21 protein-coding genes, 4 tRNA genes and 2 pseudogenes are annotated in these 24,210 nt (G+C 39.1%); 13 read left to right on the forward strand and 14 right to left on the reverse strand.

Annotated elements, in window-relative coordinates:
* The first annotated feature begins 296 nt into the window (after positions 1–296).
* Complete coding sequence (locus ACWIT3_RS06410) at positions 297–620, forward strand: DUF5339 domain-containing protein (protein ID WP_457161933.1); 324 nt, start codon at positions 297–299, stop codon at positions 618–620.
* 49 nt (positions 621–669) lie between these two features.
* Here ACWIT3_RS06410 and ruvB read toward each other — a convergent pair whose 3' ends face one another.
* From ruvB to aspS, 8 genes are all read right to left on the reverse strand, one after another.
* Positions 670–1,677 (reverse strand): Holliday junction branch migration DNA helicase RuvB, encoded by a 1,008-nt coding sequence (gene ruvB, locus ACWIT3_RS06415; RefSeq protein ID WP_457161934.1) that lies wholly within the window; start codon positions 1,675–1,677, stop codon positions 670–672.
* 17 nt (positions 1,678–1,694) lie between these two features.
* A complete protein-coding gene (gene ruvA, locus ACWIT3_RS06420; protein ID WP_457161935.1) occupies positions 1,695–2,309 on the reverse strand; it encodes a Holliday junction branch migration protein RuvA in 615 nt (204 codons plus the stop codon).
* A gap of 63 nt (positions 2,310–2,372) precedes the next feature.
* Positions 2,373–2,945: a crossover junction endodeoxyribonuclease RuvC gene (ruvC, locus tag ACWIT3_RS06425; RefSeq protein WP_457161936.1), complete on the reverse strand. Its 573-nt coding sequence runs from the start codon at positions 2,943–2,945 to the stop codon at positions 2,373–2,375.
* Between the two features lie 72 nt (positions 2,946–3,017).
* Positions 3,018–3,443 carry a hypothetical protein gene (locus tag ACWIT3_RS06430; protein WP_457161937.1) on the reverse strand — a complete coding sequence of 142 codons (426 nt, stop codon included), beginning with the start codon at positions 3,441–3,443 and terminating at the stop codon, positions 3,018–3,020.
* A gap of 90 nt (positions 3,444–3,533) precedes the next feature.
* Positions 3,534–4,274, reverse strand: a complete 741-nt coding sequence (locus ACWIT3_RS06435) for a YebC/PmpR family DNA-binding transcriptional regulator (protein WP_457161938.1) — start codon at positions 4,272–4,274, stop codon at positions 3,534–3,536.
* A gap of 53 nt (positions 4,275–4,327) precedes the next feature.
* Positions 4,328–4,768, reverse strand: coding sequence for a dihydroneopterin triphosphate diphosphatase (nudB, locus tag ACWIT3_RS06440; RefSeq protein WP_457161939.1), 441 nt, complete (start codon positions 4,766–4,768; stop codon positions 4,328–4,330).
* An 8-nt stretch (positions 4,769–4,776) separates the two neighbouring features.
* Positions 4,777–5,577 carry an RsiV family protein gene (locus ACWIT3_RS06445; protein WP_457161940.1) on the reverse strand — a complete coding sequence of 267 codons (801 nt, stop codon included), beginning with the start codon at positions 5,575–5,577 and terminating at the stop codon, positions 4,777–4,779.
* A 152-nt stretch (positions 5,578–5,729) separates the two neighbouring features.
* Positions 5,730–7,496 (reverse strand): aspartate--tRNA ligase, encoded by a 1,767-nt coding sequence (aspS, locus tag ACWIT3_RS06450; RefSeq protein ID WP_457161941.1) that lies wholly within the window; start codon positions 7,494–7,496, stop codon positions 5,730–5,732.
* 212 nt (positions 7,497–7,708) lie between these two features.
* Between aspS and ACWIT3_RS06455 the strand changes: the two genes are divergently transcribed.
* The 6 genes from ACWIT3_RS06455 (at position 7,709) to priC (ending at position 12,644) form a co-directional block, all read left to right on the forward strand.
* Positions 7,709–8,224: an isoprenylcysteine carboxyl methyltransferase family protein gene (locus ACWIT3_RS06455; protein ID WP_457161942.1), complete on the forward strand. Its 516-nt coding sequence runs from the start codon at positions 7,709–7,711 to the stop codon at positions 8,222–8,224.
* 68 nt (positions 8,225–8,292) lie between these two features.
* Positions 8,293–9,018 (forward strand): carboxy-S-adenosyl-L-methionine synthase CmoA, encoded by a 726-nt coding sequence (gene cmoA / locus ACWIT3_RS06460; protein WP_457161943.1) that lies wholly within the window; start codon positions 8,293–8,295, stop codon positions 9,016–9,018.
* A gap of 379 nt (positions 9,019–9,397) precedes the next feature.
* Complete coding sequence (gene gloA / locus ACWIT3_RS06465) at positions 9,398–9,805, forward strand: lactoylglutathione lyase (protein WP_457161944.1); 408 nt, start codon at positions 9,398–9,400, stop codon at positions 9,803–9,805.
* A gap of 83 nt (positions 9,806–9,888) precedes the next feature.
* Positions 9,889–10,551 carry a ribonuclease T gene (gene rnt / locus ACWIT3_RS06470; protein ID WP_457161945.1) on the forward strand — a complete coding sequence of 221 codons (663 nt, stop codon included), beginning with the start codon at positions 9,889–9,891 and terminating at the stop codon, positions 10,549–10,551.
* Between the two features lie 137 nt (positions 10,552–10,688).
* Complete coding sequence (locus ACWIT3_RS06475) at positions 10,689–12,047, forward strand: Na+/H+ antiporter family protein (protein ID WP_457161946.1); 1,359 nt, start codon at positions 10,689–10,691, stop codon at positions 12,045–12,047.
* Between the two features lie 45 nt (positions 12,048–12,092).
* Entirely contained in the window at positions 12,093–12,644 is a 552-nt protein-coding gene (gene priC / locus ACWIT3_RS06480; RefSeq protein ID WP_457161947.1) for a primosomal replication protein PriC, read from the forward strand.
* Positions 12,645–12,903: 259 nt separating this feature from the next.
* On the opposite strand, the gene ACWIT3_RS06485 is transcribed toward priC, so the two are convergent.
* The 3 genes and pseudogenes from ACWIT3_RS06485 to rne all read right to left on the reverse strand — a co-directional run.
* Positions 12,904–12,993 (reverse strand) — tRNA-Ser (locus ACWIT3_RS06485).
* A 138-nt stretch (positions 12,994–13,131) separates the two neighbouring features.
* A pseudogene (locus ACWIT3_RS06490) lies at positions 13,132–13,347 on the reverse strand (polyhydroxyalkanoate depolymerase); the annotation flags it as partial.
* A gap of 203 nt (positions 13,348–13,550) precedes the next feature.
* Positions 13,551–16,116: pseudogene (rne, locus tag ACWIT3_RS06495) on the reverse strand (ribonuclease E); the annotation flags it as partial.
* Positions 16,117–16,540: 424 nt separating this feature from the next.
* Between rne and rluC the strand changes: the two are divergent.
* The gene (gene rluC, locus ACWIT3_RS06500) at positions 16,541–17,512 is read left to right on the forward strand and encodes a 23S rRNA pseudouridine(955/2504/2580) synthase RluC (protein WP_457162017.1); all 972 of its coding nucleotides are present in this window, start codon (positions 16,541–16,543) and stop codon (positions 17,510–17,512) included.
* 75 nt (positions 17,513–17,587) lie between these two features.
* A complete protein-coding gene (gene cobB, locus ACWIT3_RS06505; protein ID WP_457161948.1) occupies positions 17,588–18,298 on the forward strand; it encodes a Sir2 family NAD+-dependent deacetylase in 711 nt (236 codons plus the stop codon).
* A gap of 62 nt (positions 18,299–18,360) precedes the next feature.
* Here the strand turns inward: cobB and trxA are convergent, their stop codons facing one another.
* The gene (trxA, locus tag ACWIT3_RS06510; protein ID WP_457162018.1) at positions 18,361–18,684 is read right to left on the reverse strand and encodes a thioredoxin; all 324 of its coding nucleotides are present in this window, start codon (positions 18,682–18,684) and stop codon (positions 18,361–18,363) included.
* Positions 18,685–19,091: 407 nt separating this feature from the next.
* On the opposite strand from trxA, the gene ACWIT3_RS06515 reads away from it, so the two are divergent.
* From ACWIT3_RS06515 to ACWIT3_RS06525, 3 genes are all read left to right on the forward strand, one after another.
* Positions 19,092–19,167, forward strand: a tRNA-Gly gene (locus ACWIT3_RS06515).
* Positions 19,168–19,174: 7 nt separating this feature from the next.
* Positions 19,175–19,248 (forward strand) — tRNA-Cys (locus ACWIT3_RS06520).
* Positions 19,249–19,292: 44 nt separating this feature from the next.
* Positions 19,293–19,379, forward strand: a tRNA-Leu gene (locus ACWIT3_RS06525).
* Positions 19,380–19,785: 406 nt separating this feature from the next.
* On the opposite strand, the gene ACWIT3_RS06530 is transcribed toward ACWIT3_RS06525, so the two are convergent.
* Together ACWIT3_RS06530 and miaB are read right to left on the reverse strand one after the other, a co-directional pair.
* Entirely contained in the window at positions 19,786–21,180 is a 1,395-nt protein-coding gene (locus ACWIT3_RS06530; protein WP_457161949.1) for a nicotinate phosphoribosyltransferase, read from the reverse strand.
* 242 nt (positions 21,181–21,422) lie between these two features.
* Entirely contained in the window at positions 21,423–22,847 is a 1,425-nt protein-coding gene (gene miaB / locus ACWIT3_RS06535; RefSeq protein WP_457161950.1) for a tRNA (N6-isopentenyl adenosine(37)-C2)-methylthiotransferase MiaB, read from the reverse strand.
* Between the two features lie 151 nt (positions 22,848–22,998).
* Between miaB and ACWIT3_RS06540 the strand changes: the two genes are divergently transcribed.
* Positions 22,999–24,174: an FAD-dependent monooxygenase gene (locus ACWIT3_RS06540; protein WP_457161951.1), complete on the forward strand. Its 1,176-nt coding sequence runs from the start codon at positions 22,999–23,001 to the stop codon at positions 24,172–24,174.
* Positions 24,175–24,210 lie beyond the last annotated feature (36 nt).

Raw genomic sequence — 24,210 nt, forward strand, 5'->3', positions numbered from 1 at the left:
ATATAGGCAACCCAACTTCGGTATCTATTCTACTACTAAACATAAGGATAAAAAATATAAAAAATGACACACGGATCACATTTTTATATTTAAATCAAAAACAACACAAAATAAGTAGAACTCTGCTGATTGATACAGGTCAAATTATAAATTTAATTAACATTTTAGCAACGACTAGTGTAATAAAAATCACAGTTTGGATAAAAAATCAACAAAAGGCTAGACATCCAACATGGTTTTTGTTACTTTTGCAATGATCGACTTGTCTTAAAATAAAAGGACTCAAAGGAATTACAATGAAGAAAAAATTTCACGTTATTTTAGGCGCACTTTTTGCCGCTGCTACGCTCATCTCTCCTTTATCATATGCTGTAGCCAAATCAGAAGACATCAAAACTAATACTTATGCCGCAGTGCCACAACAATGTGAAAAGCTTTTTCAAGAAACTGAGAATCTTATTGCTGAAGCTGAAAAACAACCAGGTACTCATACTCAAGTAGGCAAAATCAAAAGCAAACTGAATCAAAGTAAGCAGCAAATTCTAGAAATGGAGCTTGCTACACAAATCAAAAGCTGTGACTTCGCATTAGCAAAATTAAATCATTTAAAACAGCAATAATTTTTCGTAAAAAGCGTATTACTTGATTAAAGCAATACGCTTTTTCATTTTAATCCGTTAATTTTTCTAAACCAAAATGTCGATAAGTTCTTGATGTAGCCATCCGCCCTCTTGGCGTACGTTGTAAGAAACCTTGTTGAATCAAATAGGGCTCTAATACATCCTCAATCGTATCTCGCTCTTCTCCAATAGCAGCAGCCAAATTATCCAAACCGACAGGTCCACCATCAAAGCGTTCAATGACAGCATTTAACAACTTACGATCTAAATAATCGAAGCCCGCATCATCTACATCTAGCATTAATAAAGCGGCTTTTGCAATCTCTTCTGAAATGGTCCCGCCATTGCGTACATCAGCAAAATCACGCACACGTCTTAACAATCGATTAGCGATTCGAGGCGTACCACGTGAACGACGCGCAATTTCATAAGATGCATTCGCTGCAATATCTAGATTTAAACAATGCGCGCTACGTGCCACGATCGACGTTAAATCATCGACTGAATAAAACTCTAGCCGCTGCACAATACCGAAACGATCACGCAATGGTGAAGTCAATGACCCTGCTCTCGTTGTTGCGCCGATTAAAGTAAAGGGAGGAAGATCTAATTTGATAGAACGAGCGGCAGGACCTTCGCCAATCATGATATCCAATTGATAATCTTCCATAGCTGGATAAAGCACTTCTTCGATTGCAGGAGATAAACGATGAATTTCATCAATAAAAAGTACATCATGTGGTTCTAAATTCGTTAACATCGCTGCCAAATCACCCGCTTTCTCTAAAACTGGTCCTGATGTTGTTCGAATATTGACGCCCATTTCATTTGCGACGATATTCGCCAACGTTGTTTTCCCTAAACCCGGTGGACCAAAAATGAGTAAGTGATCTAGAGCATCTTGACGTAATTTTGCCGCTTGAATAAAAATCGTCATTTGCTCGCAAACTTGTGGCTGCCCCACATAATCCTGTAAAAATTTAGGACGAATTGCTCGGTCAATATATTCTTCGTCGATTTTTGCACTTGTACTAATAATGCGGTCTGCTTCAATCATATATCTTTCACGTTATCTTATAGCGAGGCTTTTAGGGCTTCACGAATTAATTGTTCACTTGAAAATCCAGGCTTATTCACTTTCTTCACCATCTTCTCAGCTTCCATTGCTTTATAACCCAATGCGATCAAGGCAGAAATCGCCTCGCCGCTTGGTTCTTCACTTGGTTGAATATGTTGTTCAACACTCGGTAAATGTTGACTTTGTACAAAGAAATCTTCTTGCTGAATGCCTTTAAATTTGCCTTTCAACTCTACGAGTAAACGTTCTGCCGTTTTTTTACCCACGCCAGGAATTTTAATCAATTTAGAGAGTTCTTCTCTTTCAATAGCATAAGCAAACTCAGTCACAGACATGGCTGATAAAATAGCTAATGCTAATTTAGGTCCCACACCATTCGTTTTGATCAACTCGCGGAATAACGTGCGGTCAGTTTTTTGTGAAAATCCAAACAACAAATGTGCGTCTTCACGCACAACAAGATGCGTAAATAAAGCAACATTCTGCCCAACTTCAGGTAAATCATAAAAGCTAGTCATAGGCAAAAGTAATTCATACCCCACACCTTGCACATCGAGCAAAATTTCAGGAGGTTGTTTTTCGACGAGACGTCCTTTTAAATGACCAATCATATTTTCCCCATTCGGCATGCTATATTACGTTATAGAATAAAATAAAACTGGATAAATATCCAGCTAAATTTTTAATCGAAAACGGCCTCGGCTATATCGTGTTTTTAAAAGCGCGGTCATTTTTTCATGTGTTTCTGTTGTTCTTGCAGACGTTGCAACATGAAAGGAATGTTGAATAGAATGAGCATGGGTAATCGCAATGGCTAAGGCATCCGCAGCATCGGTCTGCGGTTTTTCTGATAATGCTAAAATGCGCGTTACCATATCCTGTACCTGTACTTTATCAGCTGATCCAATCCCTACCACAGTTTGTTTGACCAAGCGGGCGGCATATTCAAAAACGGGTAATTCTTGATTAACTGCTGCCACAATTGCTGCGCCACGCGCCTGACCTAATTTCAGTGCAGAATTGGCGTTTTTCGCTAAGAATACTTCCTCAATCGCAAACATATCTGGATGAAATTGTGTAATAATCTCACTGACACCATGATAAATACGTTTTAATCGTGTAGGTAAATCATCCACAGCAGTACGAATTACCCCACTTCCCAAGTATTCGAGCTGCTTTCCAGTTTGACGGATAACGCCATATCCTGTCACTCGTGAACCTGGATCAATCCCCAAAATAATTGCCATGCTATGCCTCAAAAAAACAAATGGATTTACATTTTACTGTAAATCCATGTTGTTTCTATTAGTTGAGATAAATTATTTTGCAATACGGCAATTTCTTGCAAGAATTTTATCGTTATCTGTAAACATCACTGGAACAGTCATATTCACTGTATTTGCAGCAAATCCATCATCTAATAACCAAACTTTATTGCCTTCTACGAAACGTACACCATCTTGATAAGTGCCATCCAGTTTCATTTCATGACCAACAACTTTACGGTTAATGCTAACTGTTGCACTGTCTGCTTTACCACCCACAAAAGCGTAAGTCACAGACACAACCTGATTTCTCTTGCCTTTAACATCACAGAAATACGCTGCAGTCTCAAATTTTGGTTCCATCATTTTCATTTCCATCGCTTTTTTCTCAGCCATTTTTGTTTCTGAAACCATATTTTGAGAACACGCTGTTAATGCGCCAACTACCATTAAACCAGTAAAAAGTTTAGCTAATTTCATAAATTCTCCTAAAATAAATAATTAAATGCACAACCCATGCATATATTAGACAATACTGTATTCAAAAAGTTCCTAAATACAATGAGTTATTTATAGCAATGCGGCTACTTCATCGCTCATTTCACCATTATGATACACGTTTTGTACATCATCACAGTCTTCTAGCATATCAATTAACTTGAGTAATTTTGGCGCAGTTTCAGCATCTAACTCAACAGTTGTTGATGGGATCATCGTCACTTCTGCATTAGCGATTTTAATTCCAGCCGCCTCAATACCATCACGTACTGTCCCCAAATCTTCCCAAGCCGTATAAACTTCAAAACTTCCATCATCTTGTGCTTGTACATCATCAGCACCAGCTTCAATTGCCGCTTCCATGATCGTATCCTCGTCACCAGACTCAATCAAGATCAGTCCTTTTTTACTAAACAAGTAACCGACGGAGCCTTCTGTTCCTAAGTTACCACCACATTTTGTAAAACTTGGACGAACTTGAGAAATTGTGCGGTTTGCGTTATCACTCAAACACTCAACCATCACGGCTGTACCACCTGGACCATAACCTTCATACACTTTGGTTTCCATATTGGTATCATCACCGCCACCCACACCACGTTCAATTGCACGATTAATCGTGTCACGTGTCATATTACTTGATAAAGCTTTATCTACTGCTGCGCGTAAACGAGGGTTTGAACTCACATCTCCCCCACCTAATTTTGCAGCGGTCACTAATTCGCGAATTAATTTTGTAAAGATTTTACCGCGTTGTGCATCTTGTGCAGCCTTACGATGTTTAATATTTGCCCACTTACTATGGCCTGCCATTGTGTTTTCCTCTTAAGTCAGAACAAGTATAACTGTCTTCTATTACACATTTTCTATACTTGATTTAATAAATATTTTTCAATGAGTGCGCGATTATTCCACGACTTTGTCAATTCAACGGCGTCTTTTACAGGTAGCCATTGAAACGCGATATGCTCTGTTAATACAGGCTCACTTTCTTCTGGTAATGCTAACAAAAACCAGTGTTCCATACAGTGTGTCACACCAGGTGCGTATTTATAGCGGAAATGCGCAAATATTTCAAATTCTATCCGCTCATGACAATCAAAAATTGTTAAGGCATCAGCGATCACATCAATTCCAATTTCTTCTTTTACTTCTCTTATCGCAGCCTGCATCGGAGATTCATTTTGTTCTAGAGAGCCTGTGATTGATTGCCAAAAGGTGGGATCATCGCGACGTTGCAACATCAGTACACGCTTGGATTTTTCACAAAATACTACGACTAAAACACTGTTAGGATTTTTATACATAAATCGGATCAATGTAAAAATTCAGGCTTGATAATATCTCTTAGCTGGGAGTAAGGTAAAACTAAATCTATTTCTCCCTCTGCATAAGAGCCTAATGAATAGACGGGGTAACGAAATGTCAGTCCGTTAATTGTGAAAACAAAATTATCGATTGCTTCAAACTCATCGCTGTTTATATGATGTGGAATCGCATTTAAATGATGTAGTCGAGCCATATTTTTATCACATAGCAATTGTGTGAGCATCGGTAATCTATCTGGCGAGATTAATAAATCTTCTAATCGATAAATCACTCTATCAATCAAATCGATATTTAGAAATTGCGTATCATATAAACCATTGGCACCACCAGTATAATAACTTGTGATCACTGAAAAGGTCGCCATTCGACCGCGCTGTCCAATGAAATGAATTTCCCGCGAATAATCCCAACTTTGACTCGATTCTAATTCAGGTAAGACATCATTGAACCAATTTTGTACTAATTGTTCAATACCTTGTTTTGAAGATTTGGTTTCCGTCAGTATGCTTAACGCTAAACCATCTAAAAACTGATTGAGCCATTCTACATTGGTTTTCTGCGAGATCAAACGTAAGCTTGCACAATATTCTCCCCCTGTACGTGTTTCATTTTGAGCATTCATACATTGGAGACGTTGTGCTAAAATATGAAAATCAGACTGAATAGCGACTACTTCATTGGTATCAAAAGAATACGCTAAATCTGGCAGTAAATGTCTATTCGGTTCAACATTATCAAAACAAGCCGTTAATAAAATGATAGGAAATAATAAGATACTTTTATGCATAAAATATCCTAAAAAATCATTTTTTCTTCTTCAATCAAAGGAAATTCAATGACGTAAATTACCATTCAATTATCTAGTACGACGATAACTCTTTACATTTTTGTCTTCAGTGATAAAAAAGTGCGGTCAATTTAACCGCACTTTTTCCCTACTTATTCCGCTTTTACCACTTGTACTGCGAGTTCATTTAATGCCTGTGGATTCGCGACACTCGGAGCATCAGTCATTAAACAAGCCGCTGCCGTTGTTTTCGGGAATGCAATCACATCACGAATGTTCTCGGTTCCAGTTAACAACATTGTTAAACGGTCTAAACCAAATGCAAGCCCTGCGTGCGGTGGTGTACCAAATTTTAAGGCATCTAGTAAGAAACCAAATTTTTCACGTTGTTCTTCTTCGTTGATACCTAAAATACGGAATACCGCTTGTTGCATTTTTGGATCAAAGATACGAACTGAACCACCACCAACTTCATAGCCATTGATCACCATATCGTAAGCATTTGCAACGGCACTTGTTGGGTCTGCTTCTAATTGTTCTGGGCTGAAATCACGCGGTGACGTGAATGGGTGATGCATTGCTGCAAGACCACCTTCGTCATCACATTCAAACATTGGGAAATCAATGATCCAAAGTGGTTGCCATTCGTCTAATTTCGTTAAACCTAAATCACGACCTAATTTCAGACGTAATGCGCCCATTGCATCGGTCGTCACTTTATAAGTGTCCGCACCAAAGAATAAGATGTCACCCGTTTGCGCTTGTACACGTTCTAAAAGTGCTTTTAACACGTCTTCAGAAAGGAATTTTGCAATTGGACTTTGCACCCCTTCCATACCCGCTGCTAAATCATTCACTTTTAACCACGCTAAGCCTTTTGCCCCGTAAATGCTGACAAATTGCGTGTATTCATCAATTTGTTTACGTGTAATTTCAGTGCCATTTGGGACACGAATCACTGCAATACGGCCATTTGGATCATTTGCAGGACCGTTGAACACTTTAAATTCGACGTCTTTTAATAAATCAGCAACGTCAACCATTTCTAATGGGTTACGTAAATCTGGTTTATCAGAACCAAAGCGACGCATAGCTTCCGCAAACGTCATTACTGGGAATTTGCCTAAATCTACACCGATAGTGTCTAACCATAATCCGTGAACCATTCTTTCCATAATTTCACGCACTTCTGGCGCAGTTAAGAAAGACGTTTCCACATCGATTTGGGTAAATTCAGGTTGACGATCCGCACGTAAATCTTCATCGCGGAAACATTTTACGATTTGGTAATAACGGTCAAAACCTGACATCATCAGCAATTGTTTGAACAATTGTGGTGATTGAGGTAATGCATAAAACTTCCCTTTATGAACGCGGCTTGGTACTAAATAGTCACGCGCACCTTCTGGGGTCGCTTTCGTCAACATTGGCGTTTCAATGTCCAAGAAACCATTGTCATCCATAAAACGACGCACAAAGCTGGTAATTTTTGCACGTGTTTTTAAACGTTGTGCCATTTCTGGACGACGTAAATCTAAATAACGGTATTTTAAACGCTGTTCTTCCGTATTGTTTTGGTTGAAGTCTAATGGTAATGGCTCTGCACTGTTATAGATTGAAAGTGATTTTGCTAAGACTTCCACTTCACCTGTCGCCATATTTTTATTAATTTGGTTTTCTGGACGTGCAATCACTTCACCTTGAATTTGAATACAAAATTCATTGCGTAATCCCGCAGCCGCCGTTAATGCATCCTGATATTTAGGATCAAAACAAACTTGTACGATTCCCTCACGATCGCGCATATCAATAAAAATCAACCCACCTAAATCACGGCGACGATGAACCCAGCCACTCAATGTTACTTCTTGTCCAATATTGCTACGGTTCAAACTACCGCAATAATGTGTACGCATCATGTCAAAAATCCTTTGTTTATATCAATAATGAAAAAAATTACGCCAATTATAGCGGAAAATATACTAAGAGAAAAAGAGTATTTCAGGGAGAGAACTGATCTTACTTCGCAATCAATTGATTGAATTAATCTCTTGCATTTTCGTGCAGTCACGCCACATTTTTGTTATATTACGCACTTTCATGGGAATTTACTCACGTAAAGGATGACATTATGTTATTGATCAATCTTATCTTCGCTTTTATTTTAGCTATTCGCTTTTATAGTTTATCGATTTCTATTCGCAATGAAAAAGCTCTGATTAAAAAGGGGGCAATACAATACGGAAAACGCAATTCGACTATTTTATCCATTGCACACGTTTTGTTCTACCTTACTGCGATTTTTGAAGCTAATCATAACCACATCACCTTTGATACGACATCACAAATTGGGTTAGCCATACTTGTTTTTGCTATTGCGATGCTCTTTTATGTAATTTATGAGTTGCAAGAAATTTGGACTGTTAAAATTTATATTTTACCAGAACATAAAATCAATCGCTCTTTCCTATTCAAATATGTCCGTCATCCAAACTATTTTTTAAATATCATTCCAGAGTTAATTGGTCTCTGTTTGTTCTGCCAAGCAAAATATACCGCACTTATTGGTTTACCGATTTATTTTGTTATTTTAGCGATACGCATTAAACAAGAAGAATCCGCTATGACCCATTTATTTAACCGATAAGAATTTATTTGTGATAGCACAAAACTTCTTCTAAAATGACTGCACTTTTTATCCAAATTTGACATATTATGCTAAAAGATACGCTTTTTTCTGCTCCGATTGCGAAATTGGGCGATTTTACTTTCGATGAGAGCGTGGCTGAAGTCTTTCCAGACATGATCCAGCGCTCTGTTCCTGGTTATTCCAATATTATTACCGCGATTGGTATGCTCGCGTCTCGCTTTGTGACAGAAAACAGTAATGTCTATGACTTGGGTTGTTCACGTGGTGCGGCAACACTTTCAGCGCGCCGTAATATTGATAAAACGGGTGTAAAAATCATTGGTGTAGATAATTCACAACCAATGGTTGAACGCTGTCGCCAACACGTGAATGCCTATCAAAGTGCGGTGCCTGTGGAAATTCTTTGCGATGATATTCGTCAAGTGGAAATTAAAAATGCCTCAATGGTCATTTTAAATTTCACCTTACAATTTTTACCACCTGAAGATCGCAAAGCATTGCTTGAAAAAATCTATCAAGGCTTAAATCCAAATGGTGTTTTAGTGTTATCCGAAAAATTCCGTTTTGAAGATGAACGAGTCAATGAGTTATTAATTGACTTACATCATCAATTCAAGCGTGCCAATGGTTACAGTGAACTTGAAGTCAGCCAAAAACGCACCGCACTTGAAAATGTCATGCGTACGGACAGCATTACAACACATAAAACAAGATTAGCAGACGTCGGCTTTAACCAGGTGGAATTGTGGTTCCAATGTTTTAATTTCGGCTCAATGATTGCAGTTAAATAATGATAAGCTGAAAAAAGAAAAGCGGTATCATACCGCTTTTTTTTCTCGCCTTATTTTAGTGAAATCGTACTTAAAGTACATTCAAATCTTTATCTAACGATCAATACAATAATACGTTCGCGATATCTGGAAACTCCCAAAATAGAATTTGACGGTCAAACCAAATTACCAACCATGCCAAGCATTAGCACCCGTTTGATAGAGTTGTCCAATTCATGCCAATAATCTGCCAAGATAAATTAAGCAACGTATTTTGTTGCATAGACTTTCCTTACGCTTGAGAAATTAATGATTTTCCATAGGGATTATGGCATAATCTGGCGCACTTTTGACAAGTCTTTCTTGCCACATTTATTCTGGATAATTTTAGGAGTCACTTATGCGTATTCTGCATACTATGTTACGTGTCACTGATTTAGCGCGCTCAATTCAATTTTACCAAGATGTACTAGGAATGCGTTTATTACGTACTAGTGAAAATGAAGAGTATAAATATACACTCGCTTTTTTAGGTTATGATGAGGAAGACAATGCAGCTGTTCTTGAACTCACATATAACTGGGGCGTAACAGAATATGAATTAGGTACCGCTTATGGTCATATTGCAATTGGCGTTGATGACATTTATGCCACTTGTGAAGCAGTTCGTCACGCTGGTGGTAAAATCACGCGTGAACCTGGTCCCGTAAAAGGCGGAAAAACCGTTATTGCTTTTGTGGAAGATCCCGATGGCTATAAAATTGAATTTATTGAAAACAAACAAGCACAGGCGGGATTAGGCAACTAAATCCTCAAAGTGCGGTTAATTTTCCCTCAAAATGTCATAGCGTGGCAATGTCCACGCTATTTGTTTCAAAATAGGATAACAATGTGACAGATACACAAACAACACTTACTGCATCAAACCATTATAATTTATTGAAGAATCGCTTTCGTGGTTATTTTCCTGTCATTATTGATGTTGAAACAGCAGGCTTCAACGCCAAAACTGACGCTTTATTAGAACTCGCAGCAATTACAGTTAAAATGGATGAAAATGGCTTGCTTGTTCCAGACCAAACTTGCCATTTTCATATTGAGCCATTTGAAAATGCGAATATTAATCCTGAATCGCTACAATTTAATGGTATAGATATTCATAATCCACTACGAGGGGCGGTCAGTGAAACGCATGCTATTACTGAATTATTCAAAATGGTACGTAAAGGGCAAAAAGCAGCAGACTGTCAGCGTTCGATCATCGTGGCACATAATGCCGCCTTTGATCAAAGCTTCTTGATGGCAGCAGCAGAACGAACAGGCGTAAAACGTAATCCCTTTCATCCCTTTGCTATGTTCGATACCGCCACATTAAGTGGTTTTATGTTTGGTCAAACCGTATTAGTTAAGGCCTGCCAAGCAGCAAAAATCGCATTTGATGGCAAACAAGCACATTCTGCACTGTATGATACAGAACGGACAGCAGAATTATTTTGTTATATGGTCAACCACTTGAAAGCACTGGGAGGATTTCCTCACCAAACGAGTGAGTAAAGCCATCACGCAAGCATATTGAATTTTGCATAATAAACAGTAAATTTGTGATTTTTTATGCAAAGGTTCTAGACAAATTATTTTTTTTTAGTACATTTAACCATTCTTTTTCAAAAAATAACCTAGGAATCAACACAATGTTATTATCAAACCCAGTCGTGATTTCCATTGTGGTTTTACTTGCTTTAAGCCTTTTACGTATTAACGTTGTCATTGCACTCGTTATCTCGGCTTTAGTCGCAGGTTTAACTGGCAATCTTGGAATCAGTGAAACCATTAAAACCTTTACCAATGGCTTAGGTGGTGGTGCAGAAGTCGCGATGAACTACGCTATTTTAGGTGCATTTGCTGTCGCCATTTCAAAATCAGGCATTACAGATTTACTCGCTTATAAAGTGATTAAACGTTTAGGCAATACGCCAACAAGTCGTTCAATGGCAGGCTTTAAATATTTTATTCTGGCTATCCTCACACTATTTGCGATCTCATCACAAAACCTACTTCCTGTGCATATCGCATTTATTCCAATTGTAATTCCACCGCTTCTCGCGATCTTCAATAAATTAAAACTTGATCGTCGTGCAGTGGCTTGTGTATTAACTTTTGGTTTAACCGCAACCTATATGTTATTACCAGTAGGCTTCGGTAAAATCTTTATTGAAAGTGTGTTAGTAAAAAATATTAACCAAGCAGGTGCAGCGTTAGGCTTACAAACTTCAGTTGCAGAAGTGTCATTAGCTATGGCAGTACCGGTCATTGGCATGATTTTGGGCTTACTCACGGCAATTTTTATCAGTTACCGTAAACCAAGAGACTACGTGACAACCACAACAGAAATTAGCACGGCTGAAATTGAATCCCATATTGCTAATATCAAGCCGTTTCATATCGGTGCAAGTTTAGCGGCAATTGTTGTCACTTTTGGTTTACAGCTCTTTACCAGCTCAACTATTATCGGTGGCTTAGCAGGCCTGATTATTTTCGCCGTCTGTGGCATCTTTAAATTGAAAGAAAGTAATGACATTTTCCAGCAAGGTCTACGCTTAATGGCAATGATTGGTTTTGTGATGATCGCCGCATCTGGTTTTGCAAATGTGATTAATACAACAGGTGGCGTCACCGTGTTAGTGGAAACATTTAGCCAAGGGCTCGGTGCAGAAAATAAAGGCATTGCGGCTTTCTTGATGTTATTAGTTGGATTATTTATCACAATGGGAATCGGTTCATCCTTCTCAACTGTTCCAATTATTACGTCTATTTATGTGCCGCTTTGCTTGTCATTAGGTTTCTCACCACTTGCAACTGTTTCAATTATCGGTGTGTCTGCCGCACTAGGTGATGCGGGTTCACCCGCTTCTGACTCCACATTAGGTCCAACCTCGGGGCTTAATGCAGATGGTAAACACGATCACATTTGGGACTCTGTCGTGCCGACTTTTATTCACTACAATATCCCGCTCATTATTTTTGGGTGGCTGGCTGCAATGTATTTATAATCAATGAATCCTCCCTTTGTGGAGGATTTTTTATCGCAGGTTTGTATGAAAAAAAATGCCCTTATGTCTTCTTTAACCGCTAAAGTGGAACACTTATATGCTCAGCATTTGCAGAGCATGACTCAAAAAGTACAGCTAAAATTTTCTCCTGGTCTATTTAGTGAAAATAACCAAACATTTGAATTCTATTATCAAGAAATTCACCAAACGCTTAAACAATTAGAGAATGTCGCAGAGCATGATCTCGCGCTTTGTACTTTTTTTGCTGAGAAACTGTTATCACAATGTAATGCTTTGTCCGATGCCTTAAATCCACATAGAGAAACCAAGAGCATCCCTAGACCTTCTAAGATTAAAACACAACAAACGATTCATCAGCTGCCTCCCCGCGAACGTTTAGAAAAATACTATGAAGCACTGCAAGCATTAAATGAAAAAATCACTCGGCAACAAGATGAGAAACGCAAAGCACAACACGCAAATGAACTTGCGCTTATTGAACACCATATCGCGTTTACTCAGCAACGCCGTGCAAAATGCTTAATGGCAATTGACGTTTTAGAAGAATATTTGGCTTTTAAAGAAAATCAGGCTTAAGTAAGCTTATTACTCAACCTGAATGTCCTATTCCTCAATATACAACTATAGCTTACAGATAATATGGTAAAAAGACAGACGATTGCTGCCATATTATCGCCAAGTGACTACCCATCCTCACCGTTGTCTCAAACGCCTCCAATCTACTCCATACAATTTGATAAGAAAAAATAAGACTGCAGTGAAATTATAACTACGATGAAATCCTAAATAGAAAAAAAAACCGTAAGCCTTTCGACTTACGGTTTTCAAAATTTGATGGCGGAGGAAGTGAGATTCGAACTCACGGAGGGCGTAAACCCTCGCCGGTTTTCAAGACCGGTGCCTTCAACCACTCGACCATTCCTCCGTGATTTAAGCGAGGTGAATAATACGGATTTTCCTATTCTAAGTCAAGCAATTAAACTGATATTTTTATTCAATTGTTTGATTTTAGAACAAAATGCCTATTTTTCTTATCGCCTCGCCCAGAAATAACAGAAAATGATTATTCTGCTTTATTTTCCGCTCTTGTTGGTCCTGTATAAACATGACTCACCGCACTATGATGTCCAGCCGCACCTTTACCATGGAAATAGTAACGGGATTCTGCCCAAACGACAATTTCTGCCATCTCTTTTAATTCATCACTGGCTTTCGCTAAAGTCATATCAGCTTTCGTATGTTGAACAGCAGAAATTGTTCCTAAACGACCAGTAAACGCAAATGTACGCTCAATAGGCAGACGAGTCGTTTCCACAGACACAGCCGCAACCACAGGCACATCCATCTCCTCGCGCTTCACACATTCAACATCAACACTACCAAGTAGTGGTTCAGAAATTGATTCAACTTTCACGGTTTCTTCTGTTGGCTCAACAATTTTCGTATCCAATACAGCCGTCTCCACTAACGGTTGCTCTGCATCTAAACGTTGTAACGATTCTTGGACTTTCTTCTCAACTGAATCATTAGCTGGCTGAGTCATAAATGCATGATAAGGGGAAGAAGCCTTGTCATGTTTTTCAATCACTAATTCTGTTGCTGGCACGGTTGCAACAGGTTCTTTAGGCTGATTTTGTTGTTCCAATAATTCATCTACAGATAAAAATTGGTTTTCCTTGTTTACAACATAATGATAATCCACCCACACTTTACCACTTGCTAATTCAGGAGATGCCATTGCTGCCAATAATGGCATTGGGGATTTCATGTCTTGACTATTGCGGCGACGGCGTTGATTATTTACACGCAAATGGCGTGGCAAACGACGACGGCTATTATCACGACGTTTTTCCGCATCCATCTCTTCCACTTTAGCTGATGCAACTTCAGTGTGTGAAATATCTACCATCTCATCCATGGTTTTAGCTGGCTCAATCAGCTGTTCATCAACGTCCATATCACTGACTTTTTCAATCAACGTTTCTTCGCTAACACGAACTTTCTTACGCAAATCGCGACGCTGACGACGTGGGGTGGTGACTTCTGTTTTTTCAATTTCAACAGTTTCTGACACATTTTCTAAAATAGTCTCATTCACAACCGCACTTTCTGCCACATTTGCTTTACGATTGCGTTTGCTATTACGTTCTGAATTATTACGTTCTGAACGTGTACGAATCACCTCTTCAACCACTTCATCTCGTTTAGCATTGTTTTCGCGCTCGACACTTTCCCCACGTGAGCGGCGGTTATTGCGGCGGTCTTGATTACGACGATGACGGTTGTTGCGATTGCGATTATTTTTCGACTTTTCTTCCTCTGCAGGCTTATCCGCAAAAAGTGCTTTTAGTTTTGCGAAAAGACGAGAAAGCAAAGAAGGTTTTTGCTCTGTTTTCTTCTCTGGCGATGGCGCTGGCGCAGGAATCGCCATAGATACCGCTGCCCCTTCTAACACAGTTTCCGTTGTCACTGCCGCCGTTTCGATATTACGTGAGACTAACGACTCTTCTGGAACAAAGTGATCATCTTGATCTTGGTGCAATTTCACTAAGTTATAACTTAACTCATTTACTTCTTCACCATCACGCACTCGGAAAACGCTAAAGTGCGGTGTTTCCATTGCTTCATTTGGCACAACAACGATATCCACTTCATGACGTTTTTCAATACTATAAATGGCTTTGCGTTTTTCATTTAATAAATAGGAAGCAATTTCAACAGGTACAATAGTATGGACTTGTTTTGTATTTTCCTTCAATGCTTCTTCTTCAATGAGACGTAAAATCGATAATGATAGGGATTCATTATCACGGATTTTCCCCGTCCCTTGACAACGTGGGCACACATGATGCGAGGACTCACCAAGTGATGGACTTAAACGTTGGCGCGACATCTCAAGTAAACCAAAACGAGAGATACGACTAATCTGAATACGTGCACGATCTTGACGAACTGCATCGCGAATACGATTTTCGACTTCACGTTGATGACGAACAGGGGTCATATCAATAAAGTCGATGACAATTAATCCCCCCAAGTCACGTAAACGTAATTGACGGGCAATTTCATCTGCCGCTTCTAAGTTTGTGTTCAATGCGGTTTCTTCAATATCCCCACCACGAGTTGAGCGTGATGAGTTAATATCAATCGCCGTTAATGCTTCTGTGACATCAATCACAATCGAGCCGCCTGATGGCAAACGAACCTCACGCTGAAATGCAGATTCAATTTGTGATTCAATTTGATAATGACTGAACAGAGGCACTTCGCCTTGATAAAGCTTAACGCGATGAATAAAGTCAGGACGCACTAATTTAATATGTGCTTTTGCTTTTTCATACACTTTTGGGCTGTCGATAAGGATCTCACCAATATCACGACGTAAATAATCACGAATAGCACGTACAATTACATCACTTTCTTGATGAATTAAAAACGGCGCTGGACGGCTTTCTGATGCTTGTTTAATCGCTTCCCAGTGGTGCAACAATACCTTCAAGTCCCATTGTAACTCTTCTGGGGATTTGCCTACCCCCGCGGTACGTACAATCAATCCAACACCATCTGGTACATCTAAAGAGCCTAAGGCTTCTTTTAACTCTAAACGCTCATCCCCTTCAATACGGCGAGAAATTCCTCCAGCTCTTGGATTGTTTGGCATGATGACCAAATAACTTCCAGCAAGTGAAACAAACGTCGTTAATGCTGCACCTTTGTTACCACGTTCTTCTTTGTTCACTTGAACAATCACTTCCTGACCTTCGCTTAAAATATCACGAATATTTGGACGACCTTGGTAGGTGTAATCATCAGGAAAATATTCACGTGCAATTTCTTTAAGTGGCAGGAAACCATGACGCTCGGCACCATAATCAACGAATGCAGCTTCTAAACTAGGTTCAACACGTGTAATACGTCCTTTGTAAATGTTTGCCTTTTTCTGTTCATGACCTGGACTTTCAATATCCAAGTCAAATAAGCGTTGCCCGTCCACAAGCGCAACGCGCAGCTCTTCCTTTTGAGTTGCATTAATTAACATTCTTTTCATTATTTGTTCTCTTCGTTTTTATTCTATGCGGAGTTAGAAATAATCAAATATTTTCTTCACAATCGACCTCGTGTCTGTCGCAGAATGTCAGTCTCTCGACTGTCAAGTGCTGGGTGCTTTGATTGCGTTACTCAAATGAAGTAAAAACTCACATTTTTGTAAAACAGCCCCCTTAAAAAACTAAGGAGTCCGCAAGATTATTTATTACTTTTAACCTATAAAATCATTAAGTTACTAAATGTCTTATGCCATCTGCTGCATTATTTCACTCAACAACAATGCTCCATTTTCAAGTCAGTTTAATGACGTAAAAATACGCACTATTATGTACTTATCCCTCTCATTTATCAAGGTAATTTTATTCGTCCACGGTATACTAAAATATGATATGATCCGCGCAATTTTTATGAAAAAGACTGTTCAAATGAATCAAAAATCGACCGAAAAAATCATTAATCCACAAGTCCAACTTCTCATTATTAGTGAGGATGAAGCAGGACAACGCATTGATAACTATTTATTAACAAAACTTAAAGGTGTGCCCAAAAGTTTAATTTATCGCATCCTACGGAAAGGCGAAGTTCGCGTTAATAAAGGTAGGATTAAACCCGAATATAAGTTGCAAGCAAATGATCAAGTGCGGATTCCACCTATACGGGTTTCTGAAAAAACACAGGCGCCACTCTCCACAAAATTAAATAAAGTGAATCAATTAGAAAATCAAATTCTCTTTGAAGATGAATGTTTATTAGTACTCAATAAGCCTTCTGGACTCGCCGTACATGGAGGAAGTGGACTTAATTTTGGTGTCATTGAAGCATTACGCGCCCTTCGACCAGAAGCGCGTTTTCTTGAATTAGTACACCGTTTAGATCGTGATACATCAGGTATTTTGTTGGTTGCGAAAAAACGTTCTGCACTCCGTCATTTGCATGAACAATTGCGCGAGAAAACTGTACAAAAAGATTATTTAGCCCTAGTCCGAGGTCAATGGCAATCCCATTGTAAAGTAGTCAAAGCGCCATTATTAAAAAATGAATTATCTAGCGGTGAGCGTATCGTCCGTGTGAGCGAACAGGGTAAACCATCTGAGACCCGTTTCTCCATTGAAGAACGTTATGAAAATGCCACATTAATTAAAGCTTCACCTGTAACAGGGCGTACTCATCAAATACGAGTGCATACACAGTATGTGGGGCACCCAATTGCTCTAGACGATAAATATGGAGATAAACAATTTGATGAACAAATGAGCAAAATAGGGCTAAATCGTTTGTTCTTACACGCTTTTTCTATTCGTTTTGAACACCCTAAATCAAGTGAAACGTTGCGAATTAGCGCCCCACTTGACGATGAAATGAAAGCTATTTTGCAAAAATTACGCGCACAAAAATAAATCGTCTTGCTATGATTTTGAATGATCACATGAAACAATCATTCATCTGGTTTGCAACAAAAAGGAGATAATCCCATGTCAACATACCCAAAAATCGTAGTATTAACTGGTGCTGGTATTTCTGCTGAATCAGGCATTAAAACATTCCGAGCTGCTGATGGTTTATGGGAGAATCACCGTGTAGAAGATGTTGCCACCCCAGAGGGGTTTACTCGTCACCCAGAATTAGTGCAGCATTTTTATAATGAGCGACGTAAACAACTGTTTTCATCTCAAGTATGCCCCAATGCTGCGCACCTTGCCTTAGCCCAATTAGAACAAAAGCTCGGCAAGAACTTACTCATTGTGACACAAAATGTAGACAACTTACATGAGCGTGCAGGCTCAAAAAACCTCATCCACATGCATGGTGAATTACTAAAAGTACGCTGTGTCAAATCTGGAAAAGTTTATGATTGGGAAAAAGATATTACCTCGAAAGACACGTGCTCTTGCTGCCATCCCCCACAAACACTCCGTCCACATATTGTTTGGTTTGGTGAAATGCCTTTAGAAATGGATAGGATTCAAAAGGCATTATCTGAATGTGACTATTTCATTGCAATTGGCACATCTGGACATGTTTACCCAGCAGCAGGATTTGTACGTGAAGCAGCATATTATGGTGCACATACTGTTGAGTTAAATCTAGAACCAAGTCAAGTGCGGTCAAGTTTTGATGAGACCCATTATGGTAAGGCAAGTCAAATTGTCCCTCACTATATTGCTCAGTTTTTGTCACTCTGATATTTTACTGACCATAAAAAATCCCAAGTGATACACTCGGGATTTTTTATCGCTTCAATGAATTAGATATTTTGGTTAATGAAGTTAGCCAGTTGGTTTTTTGGCAGTGCGCCCACTTGCGTAGCAACAGGTTTGCCATCTTTAAACAACACTAATGTTGGGATGCTACGTACACCTAATTGTGCAGGAGTTGCTTGGTTTTCATCAATATTAATTTTTACGACTTTCACTTTACCCGAAAATTCTGCTGCAATTTCATCTAAAATTGGCGAAATCATACGGCAAGGTCCACACCACGGTGCCCAAAAATCTAACAATACTGGTACATCTGAATTTATGACATCAGCGGCAAATGTTGCATCTGTTGAATGTAATACTTCCATTATTTCTTCCTTTTTCTGTGAACTATACTCTTTATAATAAGAGCAATTTTTATAATTTCAAGTGCATTGATAATATCACAAGAATCGTGCAAATCAATCGATTCATCATAAAACCATTCTCAATCTTTCTTCAACATGACTCAGAAAATTTAAAATCACCATTCATACAAAGATCCTATCTTTTACTCTAATCAAATCAGACATCAATCCGTCAATGTTTCGAATAGCAGGATGGTTTGATAATAAATGATGACAACACTTATGTTATCTAACAGACTTTTCCCCACAGAAATGTGTTTTTAAACAAAAACAAGCTATTTGCACTTTTTTTCATCAATTAATAATTTTTTTAAAAACAATCATTGACAGATTTTTATAAATCAGTAGAATGCACCGCACTAACAGCGAATGCGGGAATAGCTCAGTTGGTAGAGCACAACCTTGCCAAGGTTGGGGTCGCGAGTTCGAGCCTCGTTTCCCGCTCCAAACTAACGGCGTGTTAGCAAAGCGGTTATGCACTGGATTGCAAATCCATGTAGCTCGGTTCGACTCCGGGACACGCCTCCATAACCCCAAACGCAGTTAGTTGTCACAAAATTTGAATAGGTCCTGCCCGAGTGGTGAAATCGGTAGACACAAGGGATTTAAAATCCCTCGCTTTTCGAAGCGTGCCAGTTCAAGTCTGGCCTCGGGCACCATTTAAAATGTCAATTACTTAAAACAAGTAAGGTCGCGAAAGCGGCTTTTTTTATGTACTTTATCTTCTCATATTTTCCTAGATATTCTCATTCATTACTTCAAAAAATAGACTGAATACAGCCACCTACATGCTATATAAGAATTCTGATTCACACGAGCAAAAATCCATTTCCTGCCAACAACAAAGCATCACTCGTTAGTCACTCCACCTAATACAGATAAAACTAAAACGTGATGAGGTATATATCACAGTGAGGCTCACTACTTAGGCATAGTAATTTGTGTTGTTTGTCTATAAGCATTTAAATCGAGAACAGATTTATTAAAATCAACCGCAGTTTTTTAAATAAAAAGATGCACAGGCAAACCACCTGTGCAGTGAGAAATGCGAAGGTTTTGTGGAAATTATGCTTTATTCGTTGTTCTGGCTCGAATCACGTCAAGGGAGTCATCCACTAACAATTTTCCATTCAAGAAAACGGTACGTAATTGGTTTTGCTGTTCACCCAATTCGTCTTGGCGGATTGTGCACCATTTTCCATTTTCTTGTACTAAAGCTTGTATACCTTTCTTAGAACGTTTAGCTCGACTTGTGACAGGATCTTTATAGATTTCTCGCCATTCTCCAGCAATACAAACCGCACTGGCTTTCATTGCCCAACTCATCGTATCACGATTCAATTGCTGTAATAGCCCTCCGCCCATTCCGAAGTTCACATTGTCCACACTAAATCCATGCGCCATGATTTGTTCTAAAATGCCTTCAATCGAATGCACATTAATTCCATCTCCTTGAATCAAACGTAAATAATCAGGTAACACTTTATATCCTTTACTGTTTACTTTTGTTCCAAATTGACGGTCCAAAATGTTTAAGGCTTTACATACCACTTCAGCTGGTTCGCCACTGTCTGGACGAATCACTAAGGTTCCACCAGACTGCTGGATTTTATCTTTTAGTTTGTCGCCCCAAATATGCGCTAAGGCATGCCAAAGATCATAACTATCTGAGACAACAGCATAAATTTTATCTTGACCCGCAAATTGTGCCACCATATTTTCATACGCGGCGACTTCATTTTCTCTTCCCCATGCTGTTATCGTGCTATGCTCAGCAGCAGGAATTGAAAATGCAGGCATTTCTGTCGTGTTATACCAACGACGTGCAGCAAGCAAGGCCGATACGCTATCGGTTCCCATAAAATTCACGAGGTGTGCAAGTCCTCCTAGCGCAACCGTTTCTAAACTTGATGCGCCCCTCGCTCCGAAATCATGCAATTTAAAAGGCAACCCATCTAAATTATCTGCTGATTTTTCTAATGCTTGTTTAATTTTCTGCTTACAGAAATATGAGATACTTGCGACCGTAGAAGGATACCAAATCGCACGCAATAATGCGGTTTCTAAATAACCAGACAACCAAAAAAATTCAGGATCGGTATTCACAATTTGGCAAACGACGTTTCCTATCGGTAAAACCGTTCCTTCTGGTACTGCCTCAATTTTTAATGGTAAATAACCTTGATGTTTGTCCAGTAAACGCTGCCATCCCGCACGATTAAAGGGCAATCCGTGCGCTTGTAATACAACTTCTGCTTCATCAATATCTTGTTGGCGAATTGGCGTTAACAAATATTCTTTGATAAAAGCCTGTAAGCCAAATAGGACCACATCAAAATTTCCACTTCGTGCTTCTACATAATAAGAAACATACTCTGTATTCGGTGGATATTGTCGCCAATGTGATGCCTTATAACTGTCGACGTTTAAAATAAGATTGAGAAAATTTGAGGTATACATATCACTTAACCTAAATTTGTTAAAAATAAACCAATGTTTGTTGCATACACTTTACCAAAATTCCTATTAAATAACACGTCATAATTTTAAATCTGGCTCAAGAAACACCTCGGTTGTTCACTATTTCACGCTTATTAATAAGCATAACAGCTACACATACGTCTATACCTTATTAGAATAATAAAAAAACCGCTTAAGTAAGCGACTTAAGCGGTCAAAAGATGAAATCAATTTAACAGAAACTAGGCGTGATAACGTCCTACACCTAATTCATCCTCTTTACGCGTGCGGTTTATTACCATTTGTGGCGACTGTACAACGCGTAGCCCCATTTGCTCTTCAGTCCGCACGACTTCACCACGCAATGAATTCGTGAAAACATCGGTGATTTTAATATCAACAAATTTACCAATCATGTCAGGTGTGCCTACGAAGTTAACAATACGGTTAGTTTCAGTACGTCCTGTCAGCTCCATAATATCCTTTTTAGAAGGACCTTCTACTAATACACGCTGCTCAGTCCCTAACATTGCGCGACTAAATTGTGCAGCTTGGTTATTAATACGTTGTTGTAAAAGATACAAGCGTTGTTTTTTCTCTTCTTCACTCACATCATCAGGCATGTCTGCTGCTGGAGTACCTGGACGTGCGGAATAAATGAAGCTAAAGCTCATATCAAAATTCACTTGTGCAATTAAATTCATCGTTTGTTCAAAGTCTTCGGCGGTCTCCCCTGGGAACCCTACAATGAAATCTGAACTAATTTGGATTGCTGGACGCACCGCTCTTAATTTACGAATAATTGATTTATATTCTAATGCCGTATGATTACGTTTCATCATCGATAACACACGGTCCGATCCACTTTGTACGGGTAGATGTAAAAAGCTAACTAATTCTGGTGTATCACGATAGACATCAATAATATCATCAGTAAACTCTATTGGATGGCTAGTTGTAAAACGAACCCGATCAATGCCATCAATTGCCGCGACTAAACGTAATAATTCAGCAAACGTACAAATACCTTCATCATGAGTCGGTCCACGATAAGCATTCACATTTTGACCTAATAAATTCACTTCTCTCACGCCTTGTTCCGCTAACTGTGCGATTTCAAACAAGACATCATCAACAGGACGACTCACCTCTTCACCACGTGTATAAGGTACAACACAGAAAGAACAGTATTTATTACAGCCTTCCATAATTGAAACAAACGCAGTTGGACCTTCTGCACGAGGTTCTGGTAAACGGTCAAATTTTTCTATCTCAGGGAAGCTCACATCCACAACCGCACTTTTACCACCACGAATTTGATTGATCATTTCAGGCAAGCGATGCAATGTTTGCGGTCCAAAAATGATGTCAACATAAGGCGCACGAGTACGAATATGTTCACCTTCTTGTGATGCAACACAGCCACCGACCCCAATCACCAGACCTGGATTTTGTTTTTTTAACTCTTTCCAACGTCCTAACTGGTGGAATACTTTTTCTTGGGCTTTTTCACGAATAGAGCAAGTATTTAATAATAATACATCAGCCTCTTCGGGAATTTCAGTTAATTCTAAACCATGGGTGCTGTTGAGTAGATCTGCCATTTTAGATGAATCATATTCGTTCATCTGACAGCCCCATGTCTTAATATGTAATTTTTGTGTCATATCGTTTTAAAAAATTCAGTTAACCTATAAAAAATTCGACTGGCTATTTTACAGGCTTGTCGGTATGCTGGCTAGCTAAAAAAGAGATTTCTTTTGAATTTCCCTCGTTAGCTGTAGAATGTAGCAACAATCAGTAAGAAGGAAAAGAACAATGGCAACCATACAAAAAGAGATCATTGTCGTTGGTGGTGGCATGGTAGGTGCGGCATGTGCGCTAGGCCTTGCTCAACAAGGACAGGATATTCACCTCATTGAACATTCACCTTTACCGCATTTTGACCCCAATTCACCTTATGATATCCGCATCTCTGCAATCAGTGTTGCTTCAGTAAATTTATTAAAAAAACTTGGTGCTTGGCAACATATTGAAGCCACCCGAATTTGTCCCTATCGAGCTTTAGAAACCTGGGAAATAGATGGATTTTCAACCTATTTTCATAGCCATGATCTCAATCTGGCAGAATTAGGCTTTATGGTAGAAAACAATCTCATCCAGTTAGGGCTGTGGAAAGCATTCGATTCTCTCGCCAATATACAAACCAGTATCGGCATGGCAATTGAAAAAGTCGAAAAGTGCGGTCAAAATTGGCAAATTTTGCTTCAAAATGGGGATGTTTATTCTGCGCCACTGATTATTGCGGCAGATGGCGCCAACTCGCAATTACGTCAACTTGCTGGCATTGGTATAACAGGCTGGCAATATAGACAAAGTTGTTTGTTAATGATTGTCGAAACTGAACTTGAGCAACAAGATACGACTTGGCAGCAATTTTATCCTACAGGACCAAGAGCATTCTTGCCCTTACTCAATCACCAAGCTTGTCTAGTTTGGTATGACAGTCCACAAAGAATTCGTGAACTCACACAATTACCGATGGATAAATTAAGCCTTGAAGTTAATCATGCTTTTCCTGCTCGCTTAGGCAAAGTGAAAGTACAATGTGCGAATAGTTTTGCGTTAACACGCCGCCATGCACAACATTACTTCAAACAAGGCATTGTCTTAGTTGGCGATGCTGCTCACACCATTAATCCTCTCGCAGGTCAGGGCGTGAACCTGGGTTTTAAAGATGTTGATGTGTTACTAACTGTCCTCGCACGCGCTAAACAACAAGGTGAATGGCTAGCCAGTGATGAGGTACTTAGCCGTTATCAACGCCAGCGCAGACCCGATAACTTACTCATGCAATCAGGCATGGATCTCTTTTATAAAGCCTTTAAAGACGAAATATTACCACTTAAAATTGCACGTAACTTAGCCTTATTTGCGGCTGATAAGGCTACACCACTTAAAAAACAGGCGTTGAAGTACGCATTGGGCTTGTAAACCTGCCAACAATCGTGCGGTCAGAATTTATCAAAT

Source organism: Pasteurella sp. P03HT (genome assembly GCF_054052285.1).

Bases quoted from the DNA above. Each gene is read 5' to 3' on its own strand.
- ACWIT3_RS06410 (WP_457161933.1), top strand. From the start codon at position 297: ATGAAGAAAAAATTTCACGTTATTTTAGGCGCACTTTTTGCCGCTGCT.
- ruvB (WP_457161934.1), bottom strand. From the start codon at position 1,677: ATGATTGAAGCAGACCGCATTATTAGTACAAGTGCAAAAATCGACGAA.
- ruvA (WP_457161935.1), bottom strand. From the start codon at position 2,309: ATGATTGGTCATTTAAAAGGACGTCTCGTCGAAAAACAACCTCCTGAA.
- ruvC (WP_457161936.1), bottom strand. From the start codon at position 2,945: ATGGCAATTATTTTGGGGATTGATCCAGGTTCACGAGTGACAGGATAT.
- ACWIT3_RS06430 (WP_457161937.1), bottom strand. From the start codon at position 3,443: ATGAAATTAGCTAAACTTTTTACTGGTTTAATGGTAGTTGGCGCATTA.
- ACWIT3_RS06435 (WP_457161938.1), bottom strand. From the start codon at position 4,274: ATGGCAGGCCATAGTAAGTGGGCAAATATTAAACATCGTAAGGCTGCA.
- nudB (WP_457161939.1), bottom strand. From the start codon at position 4,768: ATGTATAAAAATCCTAACAGTGTTTTAGTCGTAGTATTTTGTGAAAAA.
- ACWIT3_RS06445 (WP_457161940.1), bottom strand. From the start codon at position 5,577: ATGCATAAAAGTATCTTATTATTTCCTATCATTTTATTAACGGCTTGT.
- aspS (WP_457161941.1), bottom strand. From the start codon at position 7,496: ATGATGCGTACACATTATTGCGGTAGTTTGAACCGTAGCAATATTGGA.
- ACWIT3_RS06455 (WP_457161942.1), top strand. From the start codon at position 7,709: ATGTTATTGATCAATCTTATCTTCGCTTTTATTTTAGCTATTCGCTTT.
- cmoA (WP_457161943.1), top strand. From the start codon at position 8,293: ATGCTAAAAGATACGCTTTTTTCTGCTCCGATTGCGAAATTGGGCGAT.
- gloA (WP_457161944.1), top strand. From the start codon at position 9,398: ATGCGTATTCTGCATACTATGTTACGTGTCACTGATTTAGCGCGCTCA.
- ACWIT3_RS06475 (WP_457161946.1), top strand. From the start codon at position 10,689: ATGTTATTATCAAACCCAGTCGTGATTTCCATTGTGGTTTTACTTGCT.
- priC (WP_457161947.1), top strand. From the start codon at position 12,093: ATGAAAAAAAATGCCCTTATGTCTTCTTTAACCGCTAAAGTGGAACAC.
- rluC (WP_457162017.1), top strand. From the start codon at position 16,541: ATGAATCAAAAATCGACCGAAAAAATCATTAATCCACAAGTCCAACTT.
- cobB (WP_457161948.1), top strand. From the start codon at position 17,588: ATGTCAACATACCCAAAAATCGTAGTATTAACTGGTGCTGGTATTTCT.
- ACWIT3_RS06530 (WP_457161949.1), bottom strand. From the start codon at position 21,180: ATGTATACCTCAAATTTTCTCAATCTTATTTTAAACGTCGACAGTTAT.
- miaB (WP_457161950.1), bottom strand. From the start codon at position 22,847: ATGACACAAAAATTACATATTAAGACATGGGGCTGTCAGATGAACGAA.
- ACWIT3_RS06540 (WP_457161951.1), top strand. From the start codon at position 22,999: ATGGCAACCATACAAAAAGAGATCATTGTCGTTGGTGGTGGCATGGTA.